An 18517-nucleotide genomic window follows, 5' to 3' on the forward strand; every position below is an offset into this window, starting at 1 on the left:
CGATACCGAACGGTTCATTTTGCGTTCGGCCTGGCGCCGCGGCCGGCCTCACTCCTTCATCGCCGGCAGCAGCGCCGGCTGGCTGTCGTACCAGTTGCGTGCGCCGAGCAGGTGCCACTGGCGCTGCTCGCCGTCCATCGCCACGCCGACGCCGAACACGCCCCAGCGCGCGTACAGGTCGCCGCGGTTGCGGGCGCCGGACAGGTCCAGGCGCGCGCGCAGCGACAGGCGGTCGTTCTCGGCCTGCAGCCGATCCACCCACAGGTGGTCGCGGCGCCAGCGCAACTGGCCGGTGGCCTGGACCTGGCCGGCATCGAGCACGCGCCCGATCCAGCGCGGGTATTCACTACGCCGCGAGTACAGCGCCAGCAGCACGCCGGCATCGCGCATGCCGATGTCGGCCCGGGCATCGACCTGGAAGTCGTCGCCGGTGCGCACGCGCCCGGCCGGGATGCGCACGGTGGCCCACCAGCCCGGCGGCGGCGCATCCGTCCCCTGCAGCGCCACGTTGCGCAGCGCCAGGGTGCTGCCGCCCAGGTCGTAGTGGCCGGTGCCGATGTCGGCCGCGGCCAGGTGCGCCTGCAGGTCCAGGTCGCCGCCCATCGCCAGGCCGGCGAGCTGCACCCGCGCGGTGCCGGCCTGCAGCCGTGCCTGGCCGCGGCCGACCTGGCCGCTGCCGTCCAGCTGCAGGTCGGCGGAGAAGCGCCCGGTCCCGGCCAGCAGGCGCACGCTGTCGCGCGGCAGGTAGCGGTTGTACACGCGCAGGTCGGGCACCGTGGCCTGCTTCACCACGAGCCGTGCCTGCAGGTCCTGGCGCAGGCGCGGCAGTTCGCCGGCGCCTTCGAGCTGCAGGCCCAGGCCGTTGCCGCGCACCAGGACCTGGCCGTCGCCGGTGCGCGCGGAGAAGTCGGACATGTCCACGTCCAGGTGCATGCGCTGGCGCGTGGCGTCGCCGCGCAGGCGCCCGTGCGCCTGCGCGGTGCCTTCCACGCGCATGCCGGCCACCTCGGCGCGGGCGCGGGCCTGCGGCACGTCCAGGCGGCTGCCGGGCATCAGCCGGCCCTGCTGCAGGCGCAGGTCGGCATCGACCAGGCCGGTGCCCTCCAGCGCGAACCAGGGCTTGGCCACGAACAGGCTGCCGATCCATGCCAGCGATTCGAACTGCCAGCGCACCCGCGCCTGGCCCGAGGTGCGCGGCAGCAAGGCGGCCGGGTCGGTGAACGGGATGCGCCGGCCGGCCACGTCCAGGTCGACGTCGACCAGGGTATCGGTGCGCGCGTCGTGCGGCAGGTGCGCCTGCACGCGCAGGTCCTCGGCGGCGTCGAGCTGCAGGGTCAGCACCCCGCGGTCGGGTGCGCCGACCCCGGCCAGCATCGGCGTGCGCCACACCAGGCGGCTGCCCGGCGCCAGCTCGCCCTTGTCCAGGCGCAGGTCGGCGTACACGCGCGCGGCGGTGGGCACGGTGCGGATGTCCACCGTGCCGTTGCCGCTGTCCACGCGCAGCGCCGAGCCCAGGCCGTGCATGCGCAGGCTGGCCTGCAGGATCTCCAGCTTGCGCAGGCCCGGTGCCTGGCTGCGGTAGTGGCGCGGCCACGAGAAGGTGCTGTCCAGCTCGCCCTGCTCGAGCAGCACGGTATGGCCCCAGGACAGGCGCGCCTCGGAGAAGGCCAGCTGCGAAGGCAGCAGCTCCGACGGCCCGCCCTTGAGCTGCTTGACGAAGCCCACCCGGCCGCGGCCATGGCCTTCCAGCACCAGCCGCCCGAGCCGCACGCGCTGCAGGCTGTCGCTGGCGAGCGCGTCGAAGCGCAGCGTCCAGCCGCTGTCTCCCTCCGGCGGCGGGGCGACGAAATCCGCCACCTGCTGCACGTCGGCGCGGACCGCGCGCGCCTCCAGCCACGGCAGCCGCACCTCGCGCCGCAGCAGCGGCCACAGCGCCACCCGCGTGCTGGCGCGGTGGGCATCCACCGTCCACGCGGTATGGCGCGTGTGGCCGTGCACGCGCACGTCCCAGGCCAGCACCTGGCCGGGCCACAGCGTCAGCGCCGGCCCGGTGGCGAGGGTGAACTTGCGCGGCTGGCGGTTGACCGCCTGCTCGAACAGCGGCGTGTTGAGGAACACGTTGCCGGCCAGCAGGTACAGCGCGTACACGCCGAGCACGGCCCATGCGGCGATCCGCCATGGCCGGGGCCAGCGACGCCAGGAGGTGAAGGCAGGACGGATCATGGCAGGAGAGTGAGGGAAAACGTCTCACTATCGCGCGCCGGCGCTCCCTCGCGGCGTGAAAGCCGCGTCCGGCTTACACCAAGGTCGAACGCCCGCCGCGGTGGCATCGCCGATAATCGTGTTCCCCACGTCACCCTTGCCAACCATGTCCGTCGAACGCATCCACGAGGCCCGCCTGCGCCAGCGCGTGGTCCCGGCCGAAACCGCCGCCGCCCTGATCCAGCCCGGCGAGACCGTGGCGATGAGCGGCTTCACCGGTTCGGGCTATCCCAAGGCGGTGCCGGGCGCCCTGGCGCAGCGCATCGAACAGGCCCACCTGCGCGGCGAGGCGTTCCAGATCCGGCTGATGACCGGCGCCTCCACCGCGCCCGAGCTGGACGGCGCCCTGGCCAAGGCCGACGGCATCGCCCTGCGCCTGCCGTTCCAGACCGACCCGGACGCGCGCGCGCGCATCAACGACGGCAAGCTCGACTACATCGACGTGCACCTGAGCCACGTCGCCCAGCACGCCTGGTTCGGCTTCTACGGCAAGATCGACACCGCGGTGGTGGAGGTGTCCTCGATCCGCGCCGACGGCGCGCTGGTACCGTCCACCTCGGTGGGCAACAACAAGACCTGGCTGGACCTGGCCGAGAAGGTCATCGTCGAGGTCAACGAGTGGCAGCCGGCCGAGATGGACGGCATGCACGACGTGTACTACGGCACCGCCCTGCCGCCGCACCGCAAGCCGATCCCGCTGGTGGACGTGGCCGACCGCATCGGCGAGACCGCGCTGCGCTGCGACCCGGACAAGATCGTGGCGGTGGTGCGCACCAACGGCCCGGACCGCAACAGCCCGTTCACCCCGGCCGACGCCAACAGCCGCGACATCGCCGGCCACCTGATCGACTTCCTCAAGCACGAGGTCGCCGCCGGGCGCCTGCCGCCGAGCCTGCTGCCGCTGCAGTCCGGCGTGGGCAACATCCCCAACGCGGTGCTGGCCGGCCTGGCCGACAGCGGCTTCCGCGAGCTGACCGCGTTCACCGAGGTGATCCAGGACGGCATGCTCGAGCTGCTGCGCTCGGGCGTGCTCAAGGTGGCCTCGTGCACCGGCTTCGCGCTGAGCCCGGAGGCCAACGAGGAGTTCAAGCGCAACATCGCCTTCTACCGCGAGCGCATCGTCATGCGCACCCAGGAGATGTCCAACCATCCCGAGCTGGTGCGCCGGCTGGGCTGCATCGGCATGAACGGGATGATCGAGGCCGACCTGTACGGCAACGTCAACTCCACCCACGTGATGGGCACGCGCATCCAGAACGGCATCGGCGGCTCGGGCGACTTCGCGCGCAACGGCTTCCTGTCGATCTTCCTGAGCCCGTCCACCGCCAAGCAGGGCGCGATCTCCGCGCTGGTGCCGATGGTCAGCCACGTCGACCACACCGAGCACGACGTGTCGATCATCGTCACCGAGCGCGGTCTGGCCGACCTGCGCGGCCTGCCGCCGCGGCGGCGCGCGCGCCAGCTGATCGACCACTGCGTGCACCCGGACTACCGCGACCAGATCGAGGACTACTTCGACCGCGCCTGCCGCGAGAGCTGGGGCAAGCACACCCCGCACCTGCTGACCGAGGCGCTGTCCTGGCACCAGCGCTGGCTCGACACCGGCACGATGCGCAAGCCGGCCTGAGCGGCGCGCGGCGACCGCAGTGGCGGAAATCCGGGCGCGGTGCATCCTTGTGGTTTGAAACCGGGCATTCCGGCCCGCGTCCGCCGCCGCCCATGACCCGTTCTGGCCCTGGGCCTGCTCGCCCCGGCCGCCCTGCCGGCGCGCCAGGCCCCGCCGCTGCCGCCGCCGGGCCCCGAGGTCGCCTTCCAGGACCACCGCGACTGGGAGTTCCCGGGCGACGGCGTGCGCTTCGACAACCGCGCCGAGGGCTCGCGCCTGAACGCCGTGGTGCGCACCGGCCGCGACCGCTACGAGCTGTGGGTGCTGCCGGAGAACGTGCCGATCAACCCGAGCCCGTGGTACGGCTTCCGCGTGCAGGCCCCGGCCGGGACCGCCCTGCACCTGCGCCTGCGCTATGTCGACGGGCAGCCGCGCTACTCGCCCTGGCTCAGCGACGACGGCGAGCACTGGCGCGATGCCGGCGCCGCCTACACCGTGCCCGGCCACGGCCTGCCCGAGCTGGTGCTGCAGGGCACCGGCCAGCCGCAGTGGGTATTCGCCCAGCCGCCGGTCACCCTGGCGGCGATGCAGGCCTGGGCCGGGCGGCTGGCCGCGCGCGTGCCGCTGCAGGCCGAGACGATCGGGCAGTCGCGCCAGGGCCGGCCGCTGACGATGCTGCAGTTCGGCAATCCGCAGGCGCGCGGGGTGGTGCTGGTGCTCGGCCGCCAGCATCCGCCCGAGACCACCGGCGCGCACGCGATGATGGCCTTCGTCGATGCGCTGGCCGCCGATACCCCGGCCGCGCGCCGCTTCCGCCAGGACTACCGCGTGGTGGTGGTGCCGGTGGTCAATCCCGACGGCGTGGCCGAGGGCCACTGGCGCGGCAACGCCGCCGGCACCGACCTCAACCGCGACTGGGGCACCTTCCGCCAGCCCGAGACGCGCGCCATCCGCGACGCGCTCGGCCGCGCGGTGAGCCAGCGTGGCGGGCACATGGTGTTCGTGCTGGACTTCCATTCCACCTGGCACGACGTGCTGTACACGGTGAAGGAGGATCCCTCGCGTCGGCCCGGCGGGCTGATGCAGCGCTGGATCGCCGGCCTGCAGCAGCGCTACCCGGGCCGGATCCGCGAATCGGCGGCCAGCGCGGCGGACAGCCCGGTGTTCAAGAACTGGGCGTTCCGCAGCTTCGGTGCGCCGGTGGCCACCTACGAGGTCGGCGACGGCACCACGCGGGAGGACCTCGACGGCCTGGCGCGCTTCGCCGCCGACGAACTGGTCTCGCTGCTGCCGCCGGCCGACGCCGCGGCGGATCCGGCCCCGCGGCGCGCGGCGAACTGAGCCTGCCGCCCCGGTACCGGCATCGCGTCGGCGCCTCTTCCCGGGGCGCCGCCGCATGCATGCGTGGCGGCCTCAGCCGTCGCCGCCGTCGAGGAACGCCGGCTTGCGCGCGCGCGGCAGCTGCTTGATGCGCCACTCCGCGCGCGAGGCCGCGGCACGGTCCGGGTAGGCGCGCGCGCCCAGCAGGCGCAACGGCGGGTGCGCGCGGGTGTAGCGTGCGCCGCGGCCGCTGGCATGGGCGCGCCAGCGCGCCTCCAGGTCGTTGGTGATGCCGGCGTAGTAGCTGCCGTCGCGGCATTCGATGAGGTACAGGAACCAGCACGCGTCGTCGGCCATGGCGCGATTGTCGCGCCACCGTGCGACTTTCCGCCAATGGTGCGGACAGCGGCGCGCCGCCAAGATCGGGGACGATCCTGGGAGGGTCCACCATGTCCGACAACACCGCCTGGTCGGCGCCCGCCGACGCCCCCGACTACGCCGCCTTCATGCGCGGCTTCTCGCCCGAACGCGAGGCCGCGCGCCTGGCCGGCACCCTGGATGCGCTCAACGCCTACGTCGAGTGCTGCGGCCGCCACGTCGGCCAGGGCCGGGTGGCGCTGCGCGCGATCGGCGCCGACGGGCGCCGCCGCGACGTCACCTTCGAGGAACTGGACGCGGCCTCCGCGCGCTTCGCCAACGTGCTGCGCGCACACGGCATCGGTCCCGGCGAGCGCGTGGCCGGGCTGCTGCCGCGTACCGCCGAGCTGCTGGTCACCATCCTCGGCACCTGGCGCGCCGGCGCGGTCTACCAGCCGCTGTTCACCGCGTTCGGGCCCAAGTCCATCGAGCACCGCCTGGCCGGCAGCGAGGCACGGCTGGTGGTCACCGACCGCGCCAACCGCGGCAAGCTCGACGGCATCGCCGGCCTGCCGCCGGTGCTGGCGGTGGACGCGGCGGTGCCGGACGAGGACTTCGCCGCCGCGCTGGCCGCGCAGCCGGCCACGTTCGCGCCGGTGGCGCGCACCGGCGAGGACCTGTTGCTGATGCTGTTCACCTCCGGCACCACCGGCCTGGCCAAGGGCGTGCCGGTGCCGCTGAAGGCGCTGCTCGCCTTCAGCGCCTACATGCGCTACGCGGTGGACCTGCGCGAGGACGACGTGCTGTGGAACATCGCCGATCCCGGCTGGGCCTACGGCGTGTACTACGGCGTGGCCGGCCCGCTGATGCTCGGCCATGCCATCACCTTCCAGGAATCGGGCTTCAGCGTGGAAGGCACCTGGGCGCTGATCGAGGCGCTGGGCGTGACCAACCTGATGGGCTCGCCCACCGCCTACCGCATGCTGATGGCCGGCGGCGACGAGGCCGCCGCACGCCTGCGCGGCCGTCTGCGCGTGATCAGCAGCGCCGGCGAGCCGCTTAACCCGGAGGTGATCCGCTGGTTCGCGCAGGTGCTGCATGCGCCGATCCACGACCACTACGGCCAGACCGAGACCGGCATGACCGTGTGCAACCACCACGCGCTGCGCCATCCGCTGCAGGCCGGTTCGGCCGGCTATGCCCTGCCCGGCTACCGGGTGGCAGTGATCGACGAGGCCGGCAACGAGCTGCCGCCGCGCGTGCCCGGCGAGCTGGCCATCGACCGCCCGCGCTCGCCGCTGTATTTCTTCCCCGGCTACTGGCAGGTCGAGCGACAGTCCTGCTTCCGCGGGCCGTACTACGTCACCGGCGACACCGTGGAACTCAACGAGGACGGCTCGATCGCCTTCGTCGGCCGCAGCGACGACGTGATCACTTCCTCCGGCTACCGCATCGGCCCGTTCGACGTGGAGAGCGCGCTGATCGAGCATGCCGCGGTGGCCGAGGCGGCGGTGGTCGGCAAGCCGGACGCGGAGCGCACGGAGATCGTCAAGGCCTTCGTCGTGCTGCGCGCCGGCCACCGTCCCAGCGACGCGCTGGCCGACGAGCTGGCCGCCTGGGTCAAGCAGCGCCTGGCCGCGCACGCCTACCCGCGCGAGATCCAGTTCTGCGATGCCTTGCCGAAGACGCCCAGCGGCAAGATCCAGCGCTTCCTGCTGCGCCGGCAGGGGCTGGAGCCGCAGCTGCCGGCCTGAGCCGCCGGCCGCGTGTGGCCGCCACGCCAAGCGACGGCAAACCCGTGCAACATCCACGGGCGATCAATGGCGCGCCGGTCGGTACACGCCGTCACCCGCGTTCTCCCCAGTCTCGGCGTTGTAGCGGTAGGCATCCCAAGGCGCTGTCCCGCCTGCCGGGCGGTCTTCGGACCGCCCGGCTTTTCCTTGTCCGCGCGTTCCTGTCCCGCGCGGGCGCGGCTCAGGCCGCGGCCTGCGCAGAAGCGGCCAGGGCGCGCCGCTGCCGCACCGCGGCGGCCAGGCGCTCGAGCACCTGCACGCTGCTGTCCCAGTCGATGCACCCGTCGGTGATGCTCTGCCCGTAGGCCAGCGCCTGGCCGGGCACCAGGTCCTGGCGGCCGCCGACCAGGTGGCTCTCCACCATCACCCCGACGATGCGGCGCTCGCCGCCGCCGATCTGCGTGGCAATGTCGTCCACCACCGCCGGCTGGTTCTCCGGCTTCTTGTGGCTGTTGGCGTGGCTGGCGTCGATCATCAGCCGCGGCTCCAGCCCGGCCTTGCGCAGCACCTGGCTGGCCGCCTCCACGCTGGCGGCATCGAAGTTGGGCACGTGGCCGCCGCGCAGGATCACGTGGCAGTCCGGGTTGCCGTCGGTGGCGGCCACGGCGGTGTGGCCATCCTTGGTCACCGCCAGGAAATGGTGCTCGTGCATCGCCGCGCCGACCGCGTCCACCGCGATCTTGACGTCGCCGCCGGTGCCGTTCTTGAAGCCCACCGGGCACGACAGCCCGGAGGCCATCTCGCGGTGCACCTGGCTCTCGGTGGTGCGCGCGCCGATCGCGCCCCAGGCCACCAGGTCGGCGATGTACTGCGGCGAGATGATGTCCAGGAACTCCACGCCCGCCGGCAGGCCGAGCAGGTTGATGTCGCGCAGCAGCCCGCGGGCGATGCGCAGGCCCTTGTTGATGTCGAAGCTGCCGTCCAGGTCCGGGTCGTTGATCAGGCCCTTCCAGCCGATGGTGGTGCGCGGCTTCTCGAAATACACGCGCATGACGATCTCCAGCGCGTCGCCGAGCTCCTCGCGCAGCGGGCGCAGGCGCTGGGCGTACTCCATCGCCGCGACCGGGTCGTGGATCGAGCACGGGCCGATCACCACCGCCAGGCGGTCGTCGCGGCCGTGCAGGATGCGGTGCAGCGCCTGGCGCGCGTCGTGGACGGTGTGCGAGGCGACGTCGTCGCAGGGGAACAGCTCGATCAGCGCGGCCGGCGGGGTCAGCGGCTCGATCTTGCGGATACGCAGGTCATCGGTGTGCGGGGGCATGTGGCAACTCCGTTGGGAAGTGGGTGCCCCAGGCGATGGCGGCCATGAAAAAAGCCGCCAGTTGCGCTGGCGGCTTTCGGGATTCGGCTTGAAGTTTCCTTCAGGGTGAGCGCGATCCTTCCTCCGCCAGCGGCTTCGGAAAGTAGTACCAGAAGAAGTACGAGCTGGCGCGGTTCGCGTTCATGGCCGGCATTGATAGCACGGCAAAACGCGCGTGCCAACCGTTTCAATTGCAACGCGAGGCTGGCGCGGCGCGGCGCGGCGCGGCGCAGTGCAGTGCAGTGCAGTGCAGTGTCGGGTCGGGTCGGGTCGGGTCGGGCATCTGGCATCTGGCATCTGGCATCTGGCAGCGGGCAGCGGGCAGCGGGCAGCGGGCAGCGGAAATCGGAAATCGGAAATCGAAGATCGGCACGCTGACCGTCATCGCGATGCTGCGTCACGATGCCGCGCGAGCCGCAGCATCGTGATGGCGTGCAGGCGACCGCATCCGTCCGTCCGCGAGGACCGGCGCTTGCGTGGACGCTTCGTGCAACCGCCCGCGGATATCCGGCGCCGTCGCCCCGGCCCGTTCGAGCAACGCATTCCCACGGCCATGTCCCCTTGCAGTGCCGTGCGCTTGTGTCGCCGTCACGCACCACCGCGCGGGCCGGCTCGCCCATCGCGTCGGCCAGCGCCTCGGCGCGTTCGGGCGTGCGGTTGACTACCACCATCCGGGCGATGCCGGCATCGAGCAGCGCCGGCGCCACGCCGCGCGCGGCACTGCCGGCGCCGAGCATGAACACGCGGCGGCCGCGCAGGTCCAGGTGGTGGCGCGCGGCGAGGTCGCGCATCAGGCCGGCACCGTCGATGTTGTCGCCGCATCAGCCGCCGTCATCGGCCAGCACCGGGGTGTTGACCGCCCCGGCGCGGCGCGCGCGGCGTCAGCGCACTGCACAGGGCAAAGGCCGCTTCCTTGTGCGGCAGGGTCACGCTGGCCCCGCGATCCCCTCCTCCGGCACCGGTTGCCGGTCGCCGGCGATTCCTTCAGCGGTACTGGCGCGGCGCCCAGGGCGTGTCCGGTGCCTTGTCGCGGCGGCGCGCGATGGCACTGTTGCGCCCGAGCAGCAGCTTGCGCTGCCAGGCCTTCTCCAGGCGCAGCGAACCGCGCGGACCGTCCAGCATCGCATCGACCACGCGCTTGCCCGCCAGCACCGCATCGGGCGAGCGCGCGGCGAACTCGCGCGCCAGTTCCAGCGCCGCCGCCAGCGGGTCGTCGGCCAGCCGGGTGACCAGGCCGATGGCCCGGGCCTGCTCGGCCTCGACGATGCGGGCGCTGTACACCAGCTCGCGGGCCACGTCCGCCGCCACCAGCCCGCGCAGGGTGCGGCTCAGGCCCATGTCCGCGACCAGGCCCCAGCGCGCCTCCATGATCGACAGCCTGCAATCGGGGGTGGCGATGCGCACGTCGGCGGCCAGGGCCAACTGCAGGCCGCCGCCCAGGCAATGGCCGTGCACGGCGGCGATCACCGGCACCGGCAGGTCCTGCCAGGCCAGCGCCGCCCGCTGGAACAGGCTGCGTCCCGGGCGCAGCAGCTCCCAGAACGCGGTCAGGCGGTTGCGCGCGCTGCCCAGCTCGGCCAGGTCCAGTCCGGCGCAGAACGAGGCGCCCGCGCCGTGCAGCACGACCGCGCGCAGGCGCCGGTCGCGACCGAGCGCGCGGGCGGTGGCCACCAGCTCGCGCATCATCGGGAAGCTCAGTGCGTTGCGCTTGTCGGGACGGTCCAGGCGCACCACGGCGATGCCGTCGTCGGTGCGCTCGACATGAAGCAGGGCCATCGGGCCACCCTACGCCGGCGAATGGAACATCAGCATAGCCGGCCGGGGGCGCGCCGATAAGGCCGCGCTGGCGGCCCGGCCGCGGAAACGTCGCCGGAGGCCGCGCCGCCGGGACCCGGGCAGGAGAGGGCCGGGCAGGACAGGACCCGACGTGGCCAGAAGGACAGCGGAACGGGCAGGAAGGCAGGCGCAAGCCAAGAAGAAGCCCCGCCTCGCGGCGGGAAGCAGGCCTGCGCCGTGTTCGACCGCAGCGGTGGGCGCAACACAAAAAGAAACCCCGCCTCGCGGCGGGGTTTCCGTTGCTGCCAGATGCGGCGCAGGCCGCGGCCGGACTCAGAAGTCCATGCCACCGCCCGGCGGCATCGGCGCCGGCTCGTCCTTCTTCGGCGCCTCGGCGATCACCGCCTCGGTGGTGATCGCCAGGCCGGCGACCGACGCGGCGTTCTGCAGCGCCGAGCGGGTGACCTTGGTCGGGTCCAGGATGCCCAGCTCGACCAGGTCGCCGTACTCGCCGGTGGCGGCGTTGTAGCCGAAGCTGCCGCTGCCTTCCTTGACCTTGGCCACGACCACGCTCGGCTCGTCGCCGGCATTGGCCACGATCGCGCGCAGCGGCGCTTCCAGCGCGCGGCGGGTGATGGCGATGCCCAGGTTCTGGTCGGCATTGGCACCCTTCAGGCCCTCGACCGCCTTCAGCGCACGGATCAGGGCGACGCCGCCGCCCGGCACCACGCCTTCCTCGATCGCCGCACGGGTCGCGTGCAGGGCGTCCTCGACGCGCGCCTTCTTCTCCTTCATCTCGACCTCGGTGGCGGCACCGACCTTGATGACGGCCACGCCGCCGGCCAGCTTGGCCACGCGCTCCTGCAGCTTCTCGCGGTCGTAATCCGAGGAGGTCTCCTCGATCTGCGCCTTGATCTGCTTGACCCGCGACTCGATGGCCGCGCTGTCGCCGGCGCCGTCGATGATGGTGGTGTTCTCCTTGGAGACCTGCACCTTCTTGGCGCGGCCCAGGTCCTTGATGGTGGCCTTCTCCAGCGACAGGCCCACTTCCTCGGAGATCACGGTGCCGCCGGTCAGCACGGCGATGTCTTCCAGGATGGCCTTGCGGCGGTCGCCGAAGCCCGGCGCCTTGACCGCGGCGACCTTGACGATGCCGCGGATGGTGTTGACCACCAGGGTCGCCAGCGCCTCGCCCTCGACGTCCTCGGCGACGATCAGCAGCGGCTTGCCGGCCTTGGCCACGCCCTCGAGGACGGGCAGCAGGTCACGCACGTTGGCGATCTTCTTGTCGTGGATCAGGATGTAGGGGTCGTCGAACTCGACCTGCTGGCTCTGCTGGTTGTTGATGAAGTACGGGCTCAGGTAGCCGCGGTCGAACTGCATGCCCTCGACCACGTCCAGCTCGTTCTCCAGGCCCGAACCTTCCTCGACGGTGATCACGCCTTCCTTGCCGACCTTCTTGACGGCCTCGGCGATGATGTTGCCGATGGTCTCGTCGGAGTTGGCCGAGATCGTGCCGACCTGGGCGATGGCCTTGTCGTCGGCGGTGGGCTTGGACAGGCTCTTGAGCTCGGTGACGGCGGCGGCCACGGCCTTGTCGATGCCGCGCTTGATCTCCACCGGGCTGATGCCGGCGGCCACGGCCTTCAGGCCTTCCTGGATGAACGCCTGGGCCAGCACGGTGGCGGTGGTGGTGCCATCGCCGGCGATGTCGTTGGTCTTGGAAGCGGCTTCCTTGACGATCTGGGCGCCGATGTTCTCGAACTTGTCGGCCAGCTCGATCTCCTTGGCGACGGACACGCCGTCCTTGGTGATCGTCGGGGCGCCGAAGCTCTTCTCGAGCACGACGTTGCGGCCCTTCGGGCCCAGGGTGGCCTTGACGGCATTGGCGAGCACGTTCACGCCGCGCAGGACACGCGAGCGGGCGTCTTCACCGAAACGGATTTCTTTGGCAGCCATGTGCTGTTACCTCGGAAGATGGATGGAATTCGTGGATGGGTTCGGGCGGGCGACGATCAGCCGATGACGGCTAGGATGTCGTCCTCGCGCAGGACCTTGTATTCGATGCCGTCGGCCTTGTAGCTGCTGCCGGCGTACTGGCCGTAGATGACCTTGTCGCCGACCTTGACCGCCGGGGCGCGCACGCTGCCGTTGTCCAGCGCCTTGCCGGGGCCCACGGCCACGACTTCACCCTTGGTGGACTTCTCCTTGGCCGAGTCCGGAATCACGATGCCGCCGGCGGAGATTTCGTCGGCTTCGATCGGCTTGACAACAACGCGGTCATGAAGCGGCTTGATGCTCATGTGAGACCTCTGTAAGTGATTGAATGGTCTTGGAAAGTCCGGCGATGTTAGCACTCGACAGGGGAGAGTGCCAATCTCGCGCGCAACAAATCCCGTCATCCGGGATGCACCCCTATCTGGGGACGCGCCGCCGGCTTTCAAGGGGGGGGGGGGCGCCCGCAGGCCCGGACGGCGGCTGCGGCGCACGGCCGGCGGCAGCGTCCAGGTGGGGCTGGCCCCGCCCGCCGGCAAGGGCCGGGCAGGCGGGCCGGTCCCGCGCTTGCCGCGGCACGCCGCCCATCGAACCGCCGCACCGCTTTTCGCCGTCCGCCGCTGGCGCTCGCCTTCGCGGCTGGTATCGTGACCGCCCCGTGCCGGCTCCGCCTGCGCCGCCTGGCGGCCACGCGACGGCCGGGCCGGGCGCGACAGGGAGCGTCGCGGCGCCGCTTCGTTGCGCCCCTTCCGCCGCCGGTGCCCCTGCCATGTCCCTGTACATCGTCACCACCACGTTCCCGGACGAGCAGGCCGCCGCCGCCGTCGCCACCTGCCTGGTCGAGGCCCGGCTCGCCGCGTGCGTGCAGCTGGCGCCCGGCATCCGCTCGTTCTACCGCTGGGGAGGTAGACTCGAATCCGCCCGCGAGGCGTTGATGACCATCAAGACCTCCGGCGAACGGGTCGAGGCGCTGGTTGCCCGGCTGCAGGCCCTCCATCCCTATGAACTGCCGGAGATCGTCGCGGTCGAAGCCACGGTCGGTTCGCCCGCCTATTTCGCATGGGTGGCCGCCGAAACCCGCGAGGTCCCCTGAAGGAATCCCGATACAGATGATGGTCCGTTCCCTGCTTTCCCGGCTCCCCCGCCTGGTCGCGCTGCTGGTGCTGGCCGCCGCCGCGCCGCTCGCCGGCGCCGTCGACGAATCCGACCTGCTGCCGGTGGAGCAGGCCTTCCAGCTGCGTGCCAGCGCGCCCGAGCGCGGCCGCATCGAACTGCACTGGGCGATCGCCCCCGGCTACTACCTGTACCGGCACCGCACCTCGGCCAAGGCCGACCCGGCCTTCCACGCCGGCGAGCTGGCCATGCCCGACGGCGCGAAGAAGCACGATCCGTTCTTCGGCGACGTGCAGACCTACCACGGCCAGCTGGACGCACGCCTGCCCGGCCAGCCCGAGGCCGGCCTGCGCCAGGTGAGCGTGGAAGTGCACTACCAGGGCTGCGCCGACGCCGGTGTGTGCTATCCGCCGCAGAAGCGCGTGCTGCAGGTCGCCCTGCCGGCCACGGCCGGGGCGGCCGCGTCCGATGCGGCGCCGGCGCCGGCGGCGGCCACCGCGCCCGCCGCCCCGGCCGGCCTGCCCGGCAGCGGCGGCAGCGGCGGCCTCTCCCTGCCCGGCGCGGCGCCGGTGGCCGGCGAAGCGCTGCCGCTGCCGCCCGAGCAGGCATTCCGCTTCGAGGCCATCGTCGGCGACGGCAACACCCTGCTGCTGCGCTTCACCCCGGCACCGGGCTACTACCTGTACCGCGACCGCACCTCCTTCGCGCTGGAAGGCGCCAGCGGGGTGCGGCCCGGCCGGGCGCAATGGCCGGCCGGCCAGCCGCACCGCGACGAACACTTCGGCCAGACCACCGTCTACTTCGGCCAGGCCGAGGTCACCCTGCCGCTGCAGCGCAAGCGCGCCGACGCGGTGCAGGCCACGCTGGTGGCGACCTTCCAGGGCTGCCAGACCGACGGCATCTGCTATCCGCCGATGACCCGGCGGGTACGCCTGGCCATCCCGGCCGGCACGCTCAGCACCGGCACGCCGGTCAGCGCCGCCCCGCTGCTGCGCATGCCCGTCGCCGGGGCCGCGGCGGCCGACGCCCCCGTGCCCGCGGCGTCCGGCGAAGGCGTGATGCCCACCCCCGGCCAGGCCGCCGCGCCGGCCGCCACCGCGGCCCCGGCCGATCCCGCCGACGCCTCGGCCGACAACGCCGGGCGCAGCCTGCCGCCGGCGGACAGGCCGCTCGGCCTGCTGGTCGCCCTCGGCCTGGCGCTGCTCGGCGGGCTGATCCTCAACCTGATGCCGTGCGTGCTGCCGATCCTGTCGCTGAAGGTGCTGGGCCTGGCGCAGAGCGGCGAGAGCCGCGCCCATGCCCGTGCGCATGCGCTCTGGTACACGCTGGGCGTGCTGGTGTCCTTCACCGCGATCGGTGCGCTGGTGCTGGCCCTGCGCGCGGCCGGGCAGGCCGCCGGCTGGGGCTTCCAGCTGCAGCAGCCGTGGTTCGTGGGCGCGCTGGTCTACCTGATGTTCGCGGTCGGGCTGAGCCTGTCGGGCGTGTACACCTTCACCCTGGGCAGCCGCGCCGGCGGGCTGGGGCAGCTGGCCGCGTCCCGCCGCGGCGCCGCCGGCGACTTCCTCACCGGCGCGCTGGCGTGCCTGGTCGCCAGTCCCTGCATCGCCCCGTTCATGGGGCCGGCGCTGGCCTATGCCTTCCTCGCTCCGGTCCCGGTGGCGCTGCTGGTGTTCGCCTGCCTGGGCCTGGGCCTGGCGCTGCCGTTCCTGCTGATCGGTTTCGTACCGGCGCTGGCGCAGCGCCTGCCGCGGCCCGGCGCCTGGATGGACACGCTCAAGCAGGTACTGGCGTTCCCGATGTACCTGACCGCGATCTGGCTGCTGTGGGTGCTGGGCAAGCAGCGCGGCGTGGACGCGCTGGCGGTGGTGCTGGCCGGCCTGGCGGTGATGGCGCTGGGGCTGTGGTGCTACGAGCGCTACCGCTGGCGCGAGCGGCGGCCCGGCATGGCCGTGGGTGTGGTCCTGGTGCTGGCCTCGCTGGCGCCGCTGGGGATCGTGGCGCACCTGCATGCCGATGCGCGCGCGGCCACGGCCGGGGACAACACCGTGGCCTATTCGCCGCAGATGCTAGACCGCCTGCGCGCCAGCAACCGGGTGGTGTTCGTGGACATCACCGCCGACTGGTGCGTGACCTGCAAGGCCAACGAGCGCAACGTCATCGCGCGCGCGCCCTTCCGCGAGGCGATGCGACGCGTGGACGCGGTGTACATGGTCGGCGACTGGACCAATACCGATCCGCAGATCAGTGCCTTCCTCGAGGAGCACCGCGCCGTGGGCGTGCCGCTGTACGTGGTCTACGGCCCGGGCGCCCCGCCGCGGGTGCTGCCGACCGTGCTGACCCAGGCCGTGGTCGAGGACGCGCTGCAGCGCGCCGGCGGCTGACGCCGCCCCGGCGCGTGGCCGATGCCCGAGCGGTGCCATCGCCGTGGCGGGACATCGCCGCGATGCCGCCTGGCGGCCGCCCCGACCGGCACGGCGGCCCGCCGCCGACGCGGCGGTGGGCCGCCGGGATTCAAACGATCGCTTGAAACACGGCGATCTTCGCCCATCTGGACAGCATCGCGCGGTTCGCGCAGACTCCCGCCCTTTCCGTCACCGCCCCCGGCATGGCCAAACTGCTGCTCCTGCACGGCCCCAACCTGAACCTGCTCGGCACCCGCGAGCCGGAGGTCTACGGCCGCGCCACCCTGGCCCAGATCGACGCCGCGCTGGCCGCGCGCGCCGCCGCGGCCGGGCATGCGCTGGAGAGCCTGCAGTCCAACGCCGAGCACGTGCTGGTCGAGCGCATCCAGGCCGCGCGCGCGGATGGCACCGCCTTCGTCCTGATCAACCCGGCGGCCTTCACCCACACCTCGGTGGCGCTGCGCGACGCCCTGCTGGCAGTCGCCCTGCCGTTCATCGAGATCCACCTGTCCAACCCGCACGCGCGCGAGCCGTTCCGCCACCACAGCTACCTCAGCGACAAGGCGCTGGGGGTGATCTGCGGTTTCGGCGCGGACAGCTACCGGCTGGCGCTGGAAGCGGCGCTGGCCCGGCTCGACGCCGCCCCCTGAATCCCCTTTTCCCCGAACGCGGCCGGCGCCTGCGCGCCCCGCACGTTGCTTACCGAGAGGCCCCTCATGGATCTGCGCAAAATCAAGAAACTGATCGACCTGCTGGAGGAATCCAACCTGGCCGAGATCGAGATCAAGGAGGGCGAGGAGAGCGTGCGCCTGGCGCGCGTGCCGGCCGGCAGCGTGTTCGCCGCGCCCGCCGCCGCCCCGGCCGCGGTGGCCGTCGCCCCGGCGCCGGCCCCGATGCCGATGAGCTCGCCCACCGAGGCTTCCACCGGCGGCACCGCCAAGCCGGCCAGCGCCCTGCCCGAGGGCCACGTGCTGCGCTCGCCGATGGTCGGCACGTTCTACACCTCGCCGTCGCCGGACAAGCCGCCGTTCGTCAGCGTCGGCCAGGCGGTCAAGGCCGGCGACACGCTGGCGATCATCGAGGCGATGAAGATGTTCAACCCGATCGAGGCGGACGTGTCCGGCACGGTCGTCGCCGTGCTCGGCGAGAGCGGCCAGCCGGTCGAGTTCGACCAGCCGCTGTTCGTCATCGCCTGATGGGCCACGCCATGCTCGACAAGGTCGTCATCGCCAACCGCGGGGAGATCGCGCTGCGCATCCTGCGCGCGTGCCACACCCTGGGCATCCGCACCGTCGCCGTGCATTCCACGGTGGACCGCAACCTCAAGCACGTGGCCATGGCCGACGAGTCGGTATGCATCGGCCCGGCGCCCTCGGCGGAGAGCTACCTCAACATCCCGGCGATCATCGCCGCGGCCGAGGTCACCGACGCCCAGGCCATCCATCCCGGCTACGGCTTCCTGTCCGAGAACGCCGACTTCGCCGAGCAGGTGGAGCGTTCCGGCTTCACCTTCATCGGCCCGCGCCCGGAGACCATCCGCCTGATGGGCGACAAGGTCGAGGCGATCCGCGCGATGAAGTCCGCCGGCGTGCCGTGCGTGCCCGGCTCGGGCGGCCCGCTGGGCGACGACCTCGCCACCAACATCAAGCTGGCGCGCGAGATCGGCTACCCGGTGATCATCAAGGCCGCCGGCGGCGGCGGCGGCCGCGGCATGCGCGAGGTCCACACCGAGAGCGCGCTGAGCAACGCCATCGCCACCACCAAGGCCGAGGCCAAGGCGGCGTTCGGCAACGACCAGGTGTACATGGAGAAGTTCCTGCAGAACCCGCGCCACGTGGAGATCCAGGTGCTGGCCGACGGCCAGGGCCATGCGATCCACCTGGGCGAGCGCGACTGCTCCATGCAGCGCCGCCACCAGAAGGTGGTGGAGGAATCGCCGGCCCCGGGCATCACCGTCGAGCAGCGCGAGGAGATCGGCAAGGTGTGCGTGGAGGCCTGCCTGCGCATCGGCTACCGCGGCGCCGGCACCTTCGAGTTCCTGTACGAGGACGGGCGCTTCTACTTCATCGAGATGAACACCCGCATCCAGGTCGAGCACCCGGTGACCGAGTTCGTCACCGGCATCGATCTGGTGGCCGAGCAGCTGCGCATCGCCGCCGGCCACAAGCTGCGCATCAAGCAGAGCGACATCGTGCTGCGCGGCCATGCCATCGAGTGCCGCATCAACGCCGAGGACGCGGAGACCTTCGCCCCCAGCCCCGGCCTGATCACCGCGTTCCATCCGCCGGGCGGCCCGGGGGTGCGCGTGGATACCCACATCTACGCCGGCTACCGGGTGCCGCCGAACTACGATTCGATGATCGGCAAGCTGATCGTGTACGGGCCGGACCGCGACACCGCGATCGCGCGCATGCGCGTGGCGCTGAGCGAGATGGTGGTCGAGGGCATCAAGACCAACATCCCGCTGCAGCAGCGGATCATGCGCGACAAGGGCTTCCAGGCCGGCGGCCAGAACATCCACTACCTGGAAAAGCGCCTGGCCGAGCGCAAGAACCAGTCCATCGCCCTGGGCTGAGGGCGCACGGCAGGGCGG

The 18517-nt window shown here is 72.3% G+C and carries 14 protein-coding genes and 1 pseudogene; 8 read left to right on the forward strand and 7 right to left on the reverse strand.

What is annotated here, in order from left to right; all coding sequences use genetic code 11:
• Positions 1–48 precede the first annotated feature (48 nt).
• Positions 49–2223 carry an AsmA family protein gene (locus tag BN3794_RS00275; protein WP_066091615.1) on the reverse strand — a complete coding sequence of 725 codons (2175 nt, stop codon included), beginning with the start codon at positions 2221–2223 and terminating at the stop codon, positions 49–51.
• Positions 2224–2368: 145 nt separating this feature from the next.
• On the opposite strand from BN3794_RS00275, the gene scpC reads away from it, so the two are divergent.
• A complete protein-coding gene (gene scpC / locus BN3794_RS00280) occupies positions 2369–3889 on the forward strand; it encodes a succinyl-CoA:acetate CoA-transferase ScpC (protein ID WP_066091618.1) in 1521 nt (506 codons plus the stop codon).
• 222 nt (positions 3890–4111) lie between these two features.
• Positions 4112–5209 carry a M14 family metallopeptidase gene (locus tag BN3794_RS00285; RefSeq protein ID WP_066091621.1) on the forward strand — a complete coding sequence of 366 codons (1098 nt, stop codon included), beginning with the start codon at positions 4112–4114 and terminating at the stop codon, positions 5207–5209.
• A gap of 72 nt (positions 5210–5281) precedes the next feature.
• Here BN3794_RS00285 and BN3794_RS00290 read toward each other — a convergent pair whose 3' ends face one another.
• On the reverse strand, positions 5282–5545 hold the full coding sequence (locus BN3794_RS00290) for a GIY-YIG nuclease family protein (RefSeq protein WP_066091624.1): 264 nt from the start codon (positions 5543–5545) through the stop codon (positions 5282–5284).
• A gap of 92 nt (positions 5546–5637) precedes the next feature.
• On the opposite strand from BN3794_RS00290, the gene BN3794_RS00295 reads away from it, so the two are divergent.
• Positions 5638–7299, forward strand: coding sequence for an AMP-binding protein (locus BN3794_RS00295; RefSeq protein WP_078059483.1), 1662 nt, complete (start codon positions 5638–5640; stop codon positions 7297–7299).
• Positions 7300–7519: 220 nt separating this feature from the next.
• Here BN3794_RS00295 and BN3794_RS00300 read toward each other — a convergent pair whose 3' ends face one another.
• The 5 genes and pseudogenes from BN3794_RS00300 to BN3794_RS00315 all read right to left on the reverse strand — a co-directional run bounded on the left by BN3794_RS00300 (position 7520) and on the right by BN3794_RS00315 (position 12717).
• A complete protein-coding gene (locus BN3794_RS00300; protein WP_066091627.1) occupies positions 7520–8599 on the reverse strand; it encodes a 3-deoxy-7-phosphoheptulonate synthase in 1080 nt (359 codons plus the stop codon).
• 629 nt (positions 8600–9228) lie between these two features.
• Positions 9229–9595 (reverse strand): annotated as a pseudogene (locus BN3794_RS16735) (NAD(P)-binding domain-containing protein); the annotation flags it as partial.
• A 27-nt stretch (positions 9596–9622) separates the two neighbouring features.
• The gene (locus BN3794_RS00305; RefSeq protein ID WP_066091630.1) at positions 9623–10414 is read right to left on the reverse strand and encodes a crotonase/enoyl-CoA hydratase family protein; all 792 of its coding nucleotides are present in this window, start codon (positions 10412–10414) and stop codon (positions 9623–9625) included.
• 333 nt (positions 10415–10747) lie between these two features.
• Positions 10748–12373, reverse strand: coding sequence for a chaperonin GroEL (gene groL / locus BN3794_RS00310; protein ID WP_066091632.1), 1626 nt, complete (start codon positions 12371–12373; stop codon positions 10748–10750).
• Positions 12374–12429: 56 nt separating this feature from the next.
• Entirely contained in the window at positions 12430–12717 is a 288-nt protein-coding gene (locus BN3794_RS00315) for a co-chaperone GroES (RefSeq protein ID WP_066091636.1), read from the reverse strand.
• A gap of 461 nt (positions 12718–13178) precedes the next feature.
• Here BN3794_RS00315 and cutA point away from each other — a divergent pair, with 461 nt between their 5' ends.
• From cutA to accC, 5 genes are all read left to right on the forward strand, one after another.
• A complete protein-coding gene (cutA, locus tag BN3794_RS00320; protein WP_066091639.1) occupies positions 13179–13502 on the forward strand; it encodes a divalent-cation tolerance protein CutA in 324 nt (107 codons plus the stop codon).
• A 16-nt stretch (positions 13503–13518) separates the two neighbouring features.
• Positions 13519–15903 (forward strand): protein-disulfide reductase DsbD family protein, encoded by a 2385-nt coding sequence (locus BN3794_RS00325; protein ID WP_066091642.1) that lies wholly within the window; start codon positions 13519–13521, stop codon positions 15901–15903.
• Positions 15904–16127: 224 nt separating this feature from the next.
• The gene (aroQ, locus tag BN3794_RS00330) at positions 16128–16574 is read left to right on the forward strand and encodes a type II 3-dehydroquinate dehydratase (protein ID WP_066091644.1); all 447 of its coding nucleotides are present in this window, start codon (positions 16128–16130) and stop codon (positions 16572–16574) included.
• Between the two features lie 66 nt (positions 16575–16640).
• Positions 16641–17120, forward strand: a complete 480-nt coding sequence (accB, locus tag BN3794_RS00335) for an acetyl-CoA carboxylase biotin carboxyl carrier protein (RefSeq protein WP_066091647.1) — start codon at positions 16641–16643, stop codon at positions 17118–17120.
• Between the two features lie 11 nt (positions 17121–17131).
• Positions 17132–18499, forward strand: coding sequence for an acetyl-CoA carboxylase biotin carboxylase subunit (gene accC, locus BN3794_RS00340; protein ID WP_066092110.1), 1368 nt, complete (start codon positions 17132–17134; stop codon positions 18497–18499).
• Positions 18500–18517: the final 18 nt, after the last annotated feature.

Origin of the sequence: Xanthomonas massiliensis (genome assembly GCF_900018785.1) — a bacterium.
Taxonomy (GTDB): Bacteria; Pseudomonadota; Gammaproteobacteria; order Xanthomonadales; family Xanthomonadaceae; genus Xanthomonas_B; species Xanthomonas_B massiliensis.

Coding starts and splice junctions, on each gene's coding strand:
- BN3794_RS00275 (WP_066091615.1), bottom strand. CDS start 2,223: ATGATCCGTCCTGCCTTCACCTCCTGGCGTCGCTGGCCCCGGCCATGG.
- scpC (WP_066091618.1), top strand. CDS start 2,369: ATGTCCGTCGAACGCATCCACGAGGCCCGCCTGCGCCAGCGCGTGGTC.
- BN3794_RS00290 (WP_066091624.1), bottom strand. CDS start 5,545: ATGGCCGACGACGCGTGCTGGTTCCTGTACCTCATCGAATGCCGCGAC.
- BN3794_RS00295 (WP_078059483.1), top strand. CDS start 5,638: ATGTCCGACAACACCGCCTGGTCGGCGCCCGCCGACGCCCCCGACTAC.
- BN3794_RS00300 (WP_066091627.1), bottom strand. CDS start 8,599: ATGCCCCCGCACACCGATGACCTGCGTATCCGCAAGATCGAGCCGCTG.
- BN3794_RS00305 (WP_066091630.1), bottom strand. CDS start 10,414: ATGGCCCTGCTTCATGTCGAGCGCACCGACGACGGCATCGCCGTGGTG.
- groL (WP_066091632.1), bottom strand. CDS start 12,373: ATGGCTGCCAAAGAAATCCGTTTCGGTGAAGACGCCCGCTCGCGTGTC.
- BN3794_RS00315 (WP_066091636.1), bottom strand. CDS start 12,717: ATGAGCATCAAGCCGCTTCATGACCGCGTTGTTGTCAAGCCGATCGAA.
- cutA (WP_066091639.1), top strand. CDS start 13,179: ATGTCCCTGTACATCGTCACCACCACGTTCCCGGACGAGCAGGCCGCC.
- BN3794_RS00325 (WP_066091642.1), top strand. CDS start 13,519: ATGATGGTCCGTTCCCTGCTTTCCCGGCTCCCCCGCCTGGTCGCGCTG.
- aroQ (WP_066091644.1), top strand. CDS start 16,128: ATGGCCAAACTGCTGCTCCTGCACGGCCCCAACCTGAACCTGCTCGGC.
- accB (WP_066091647.1), top strand. CDS start 16,641: ATGGATCTGCGCAAAATCAAGAAACTGATCGACCTGCTGGAGGAATCC.
- accC (WP_066092110.1), top strand. CDS start 17,132: ATGCTCGACAAGGTCGTCATCGCCAACCGCGGGGAGATCGCGCTGCGC.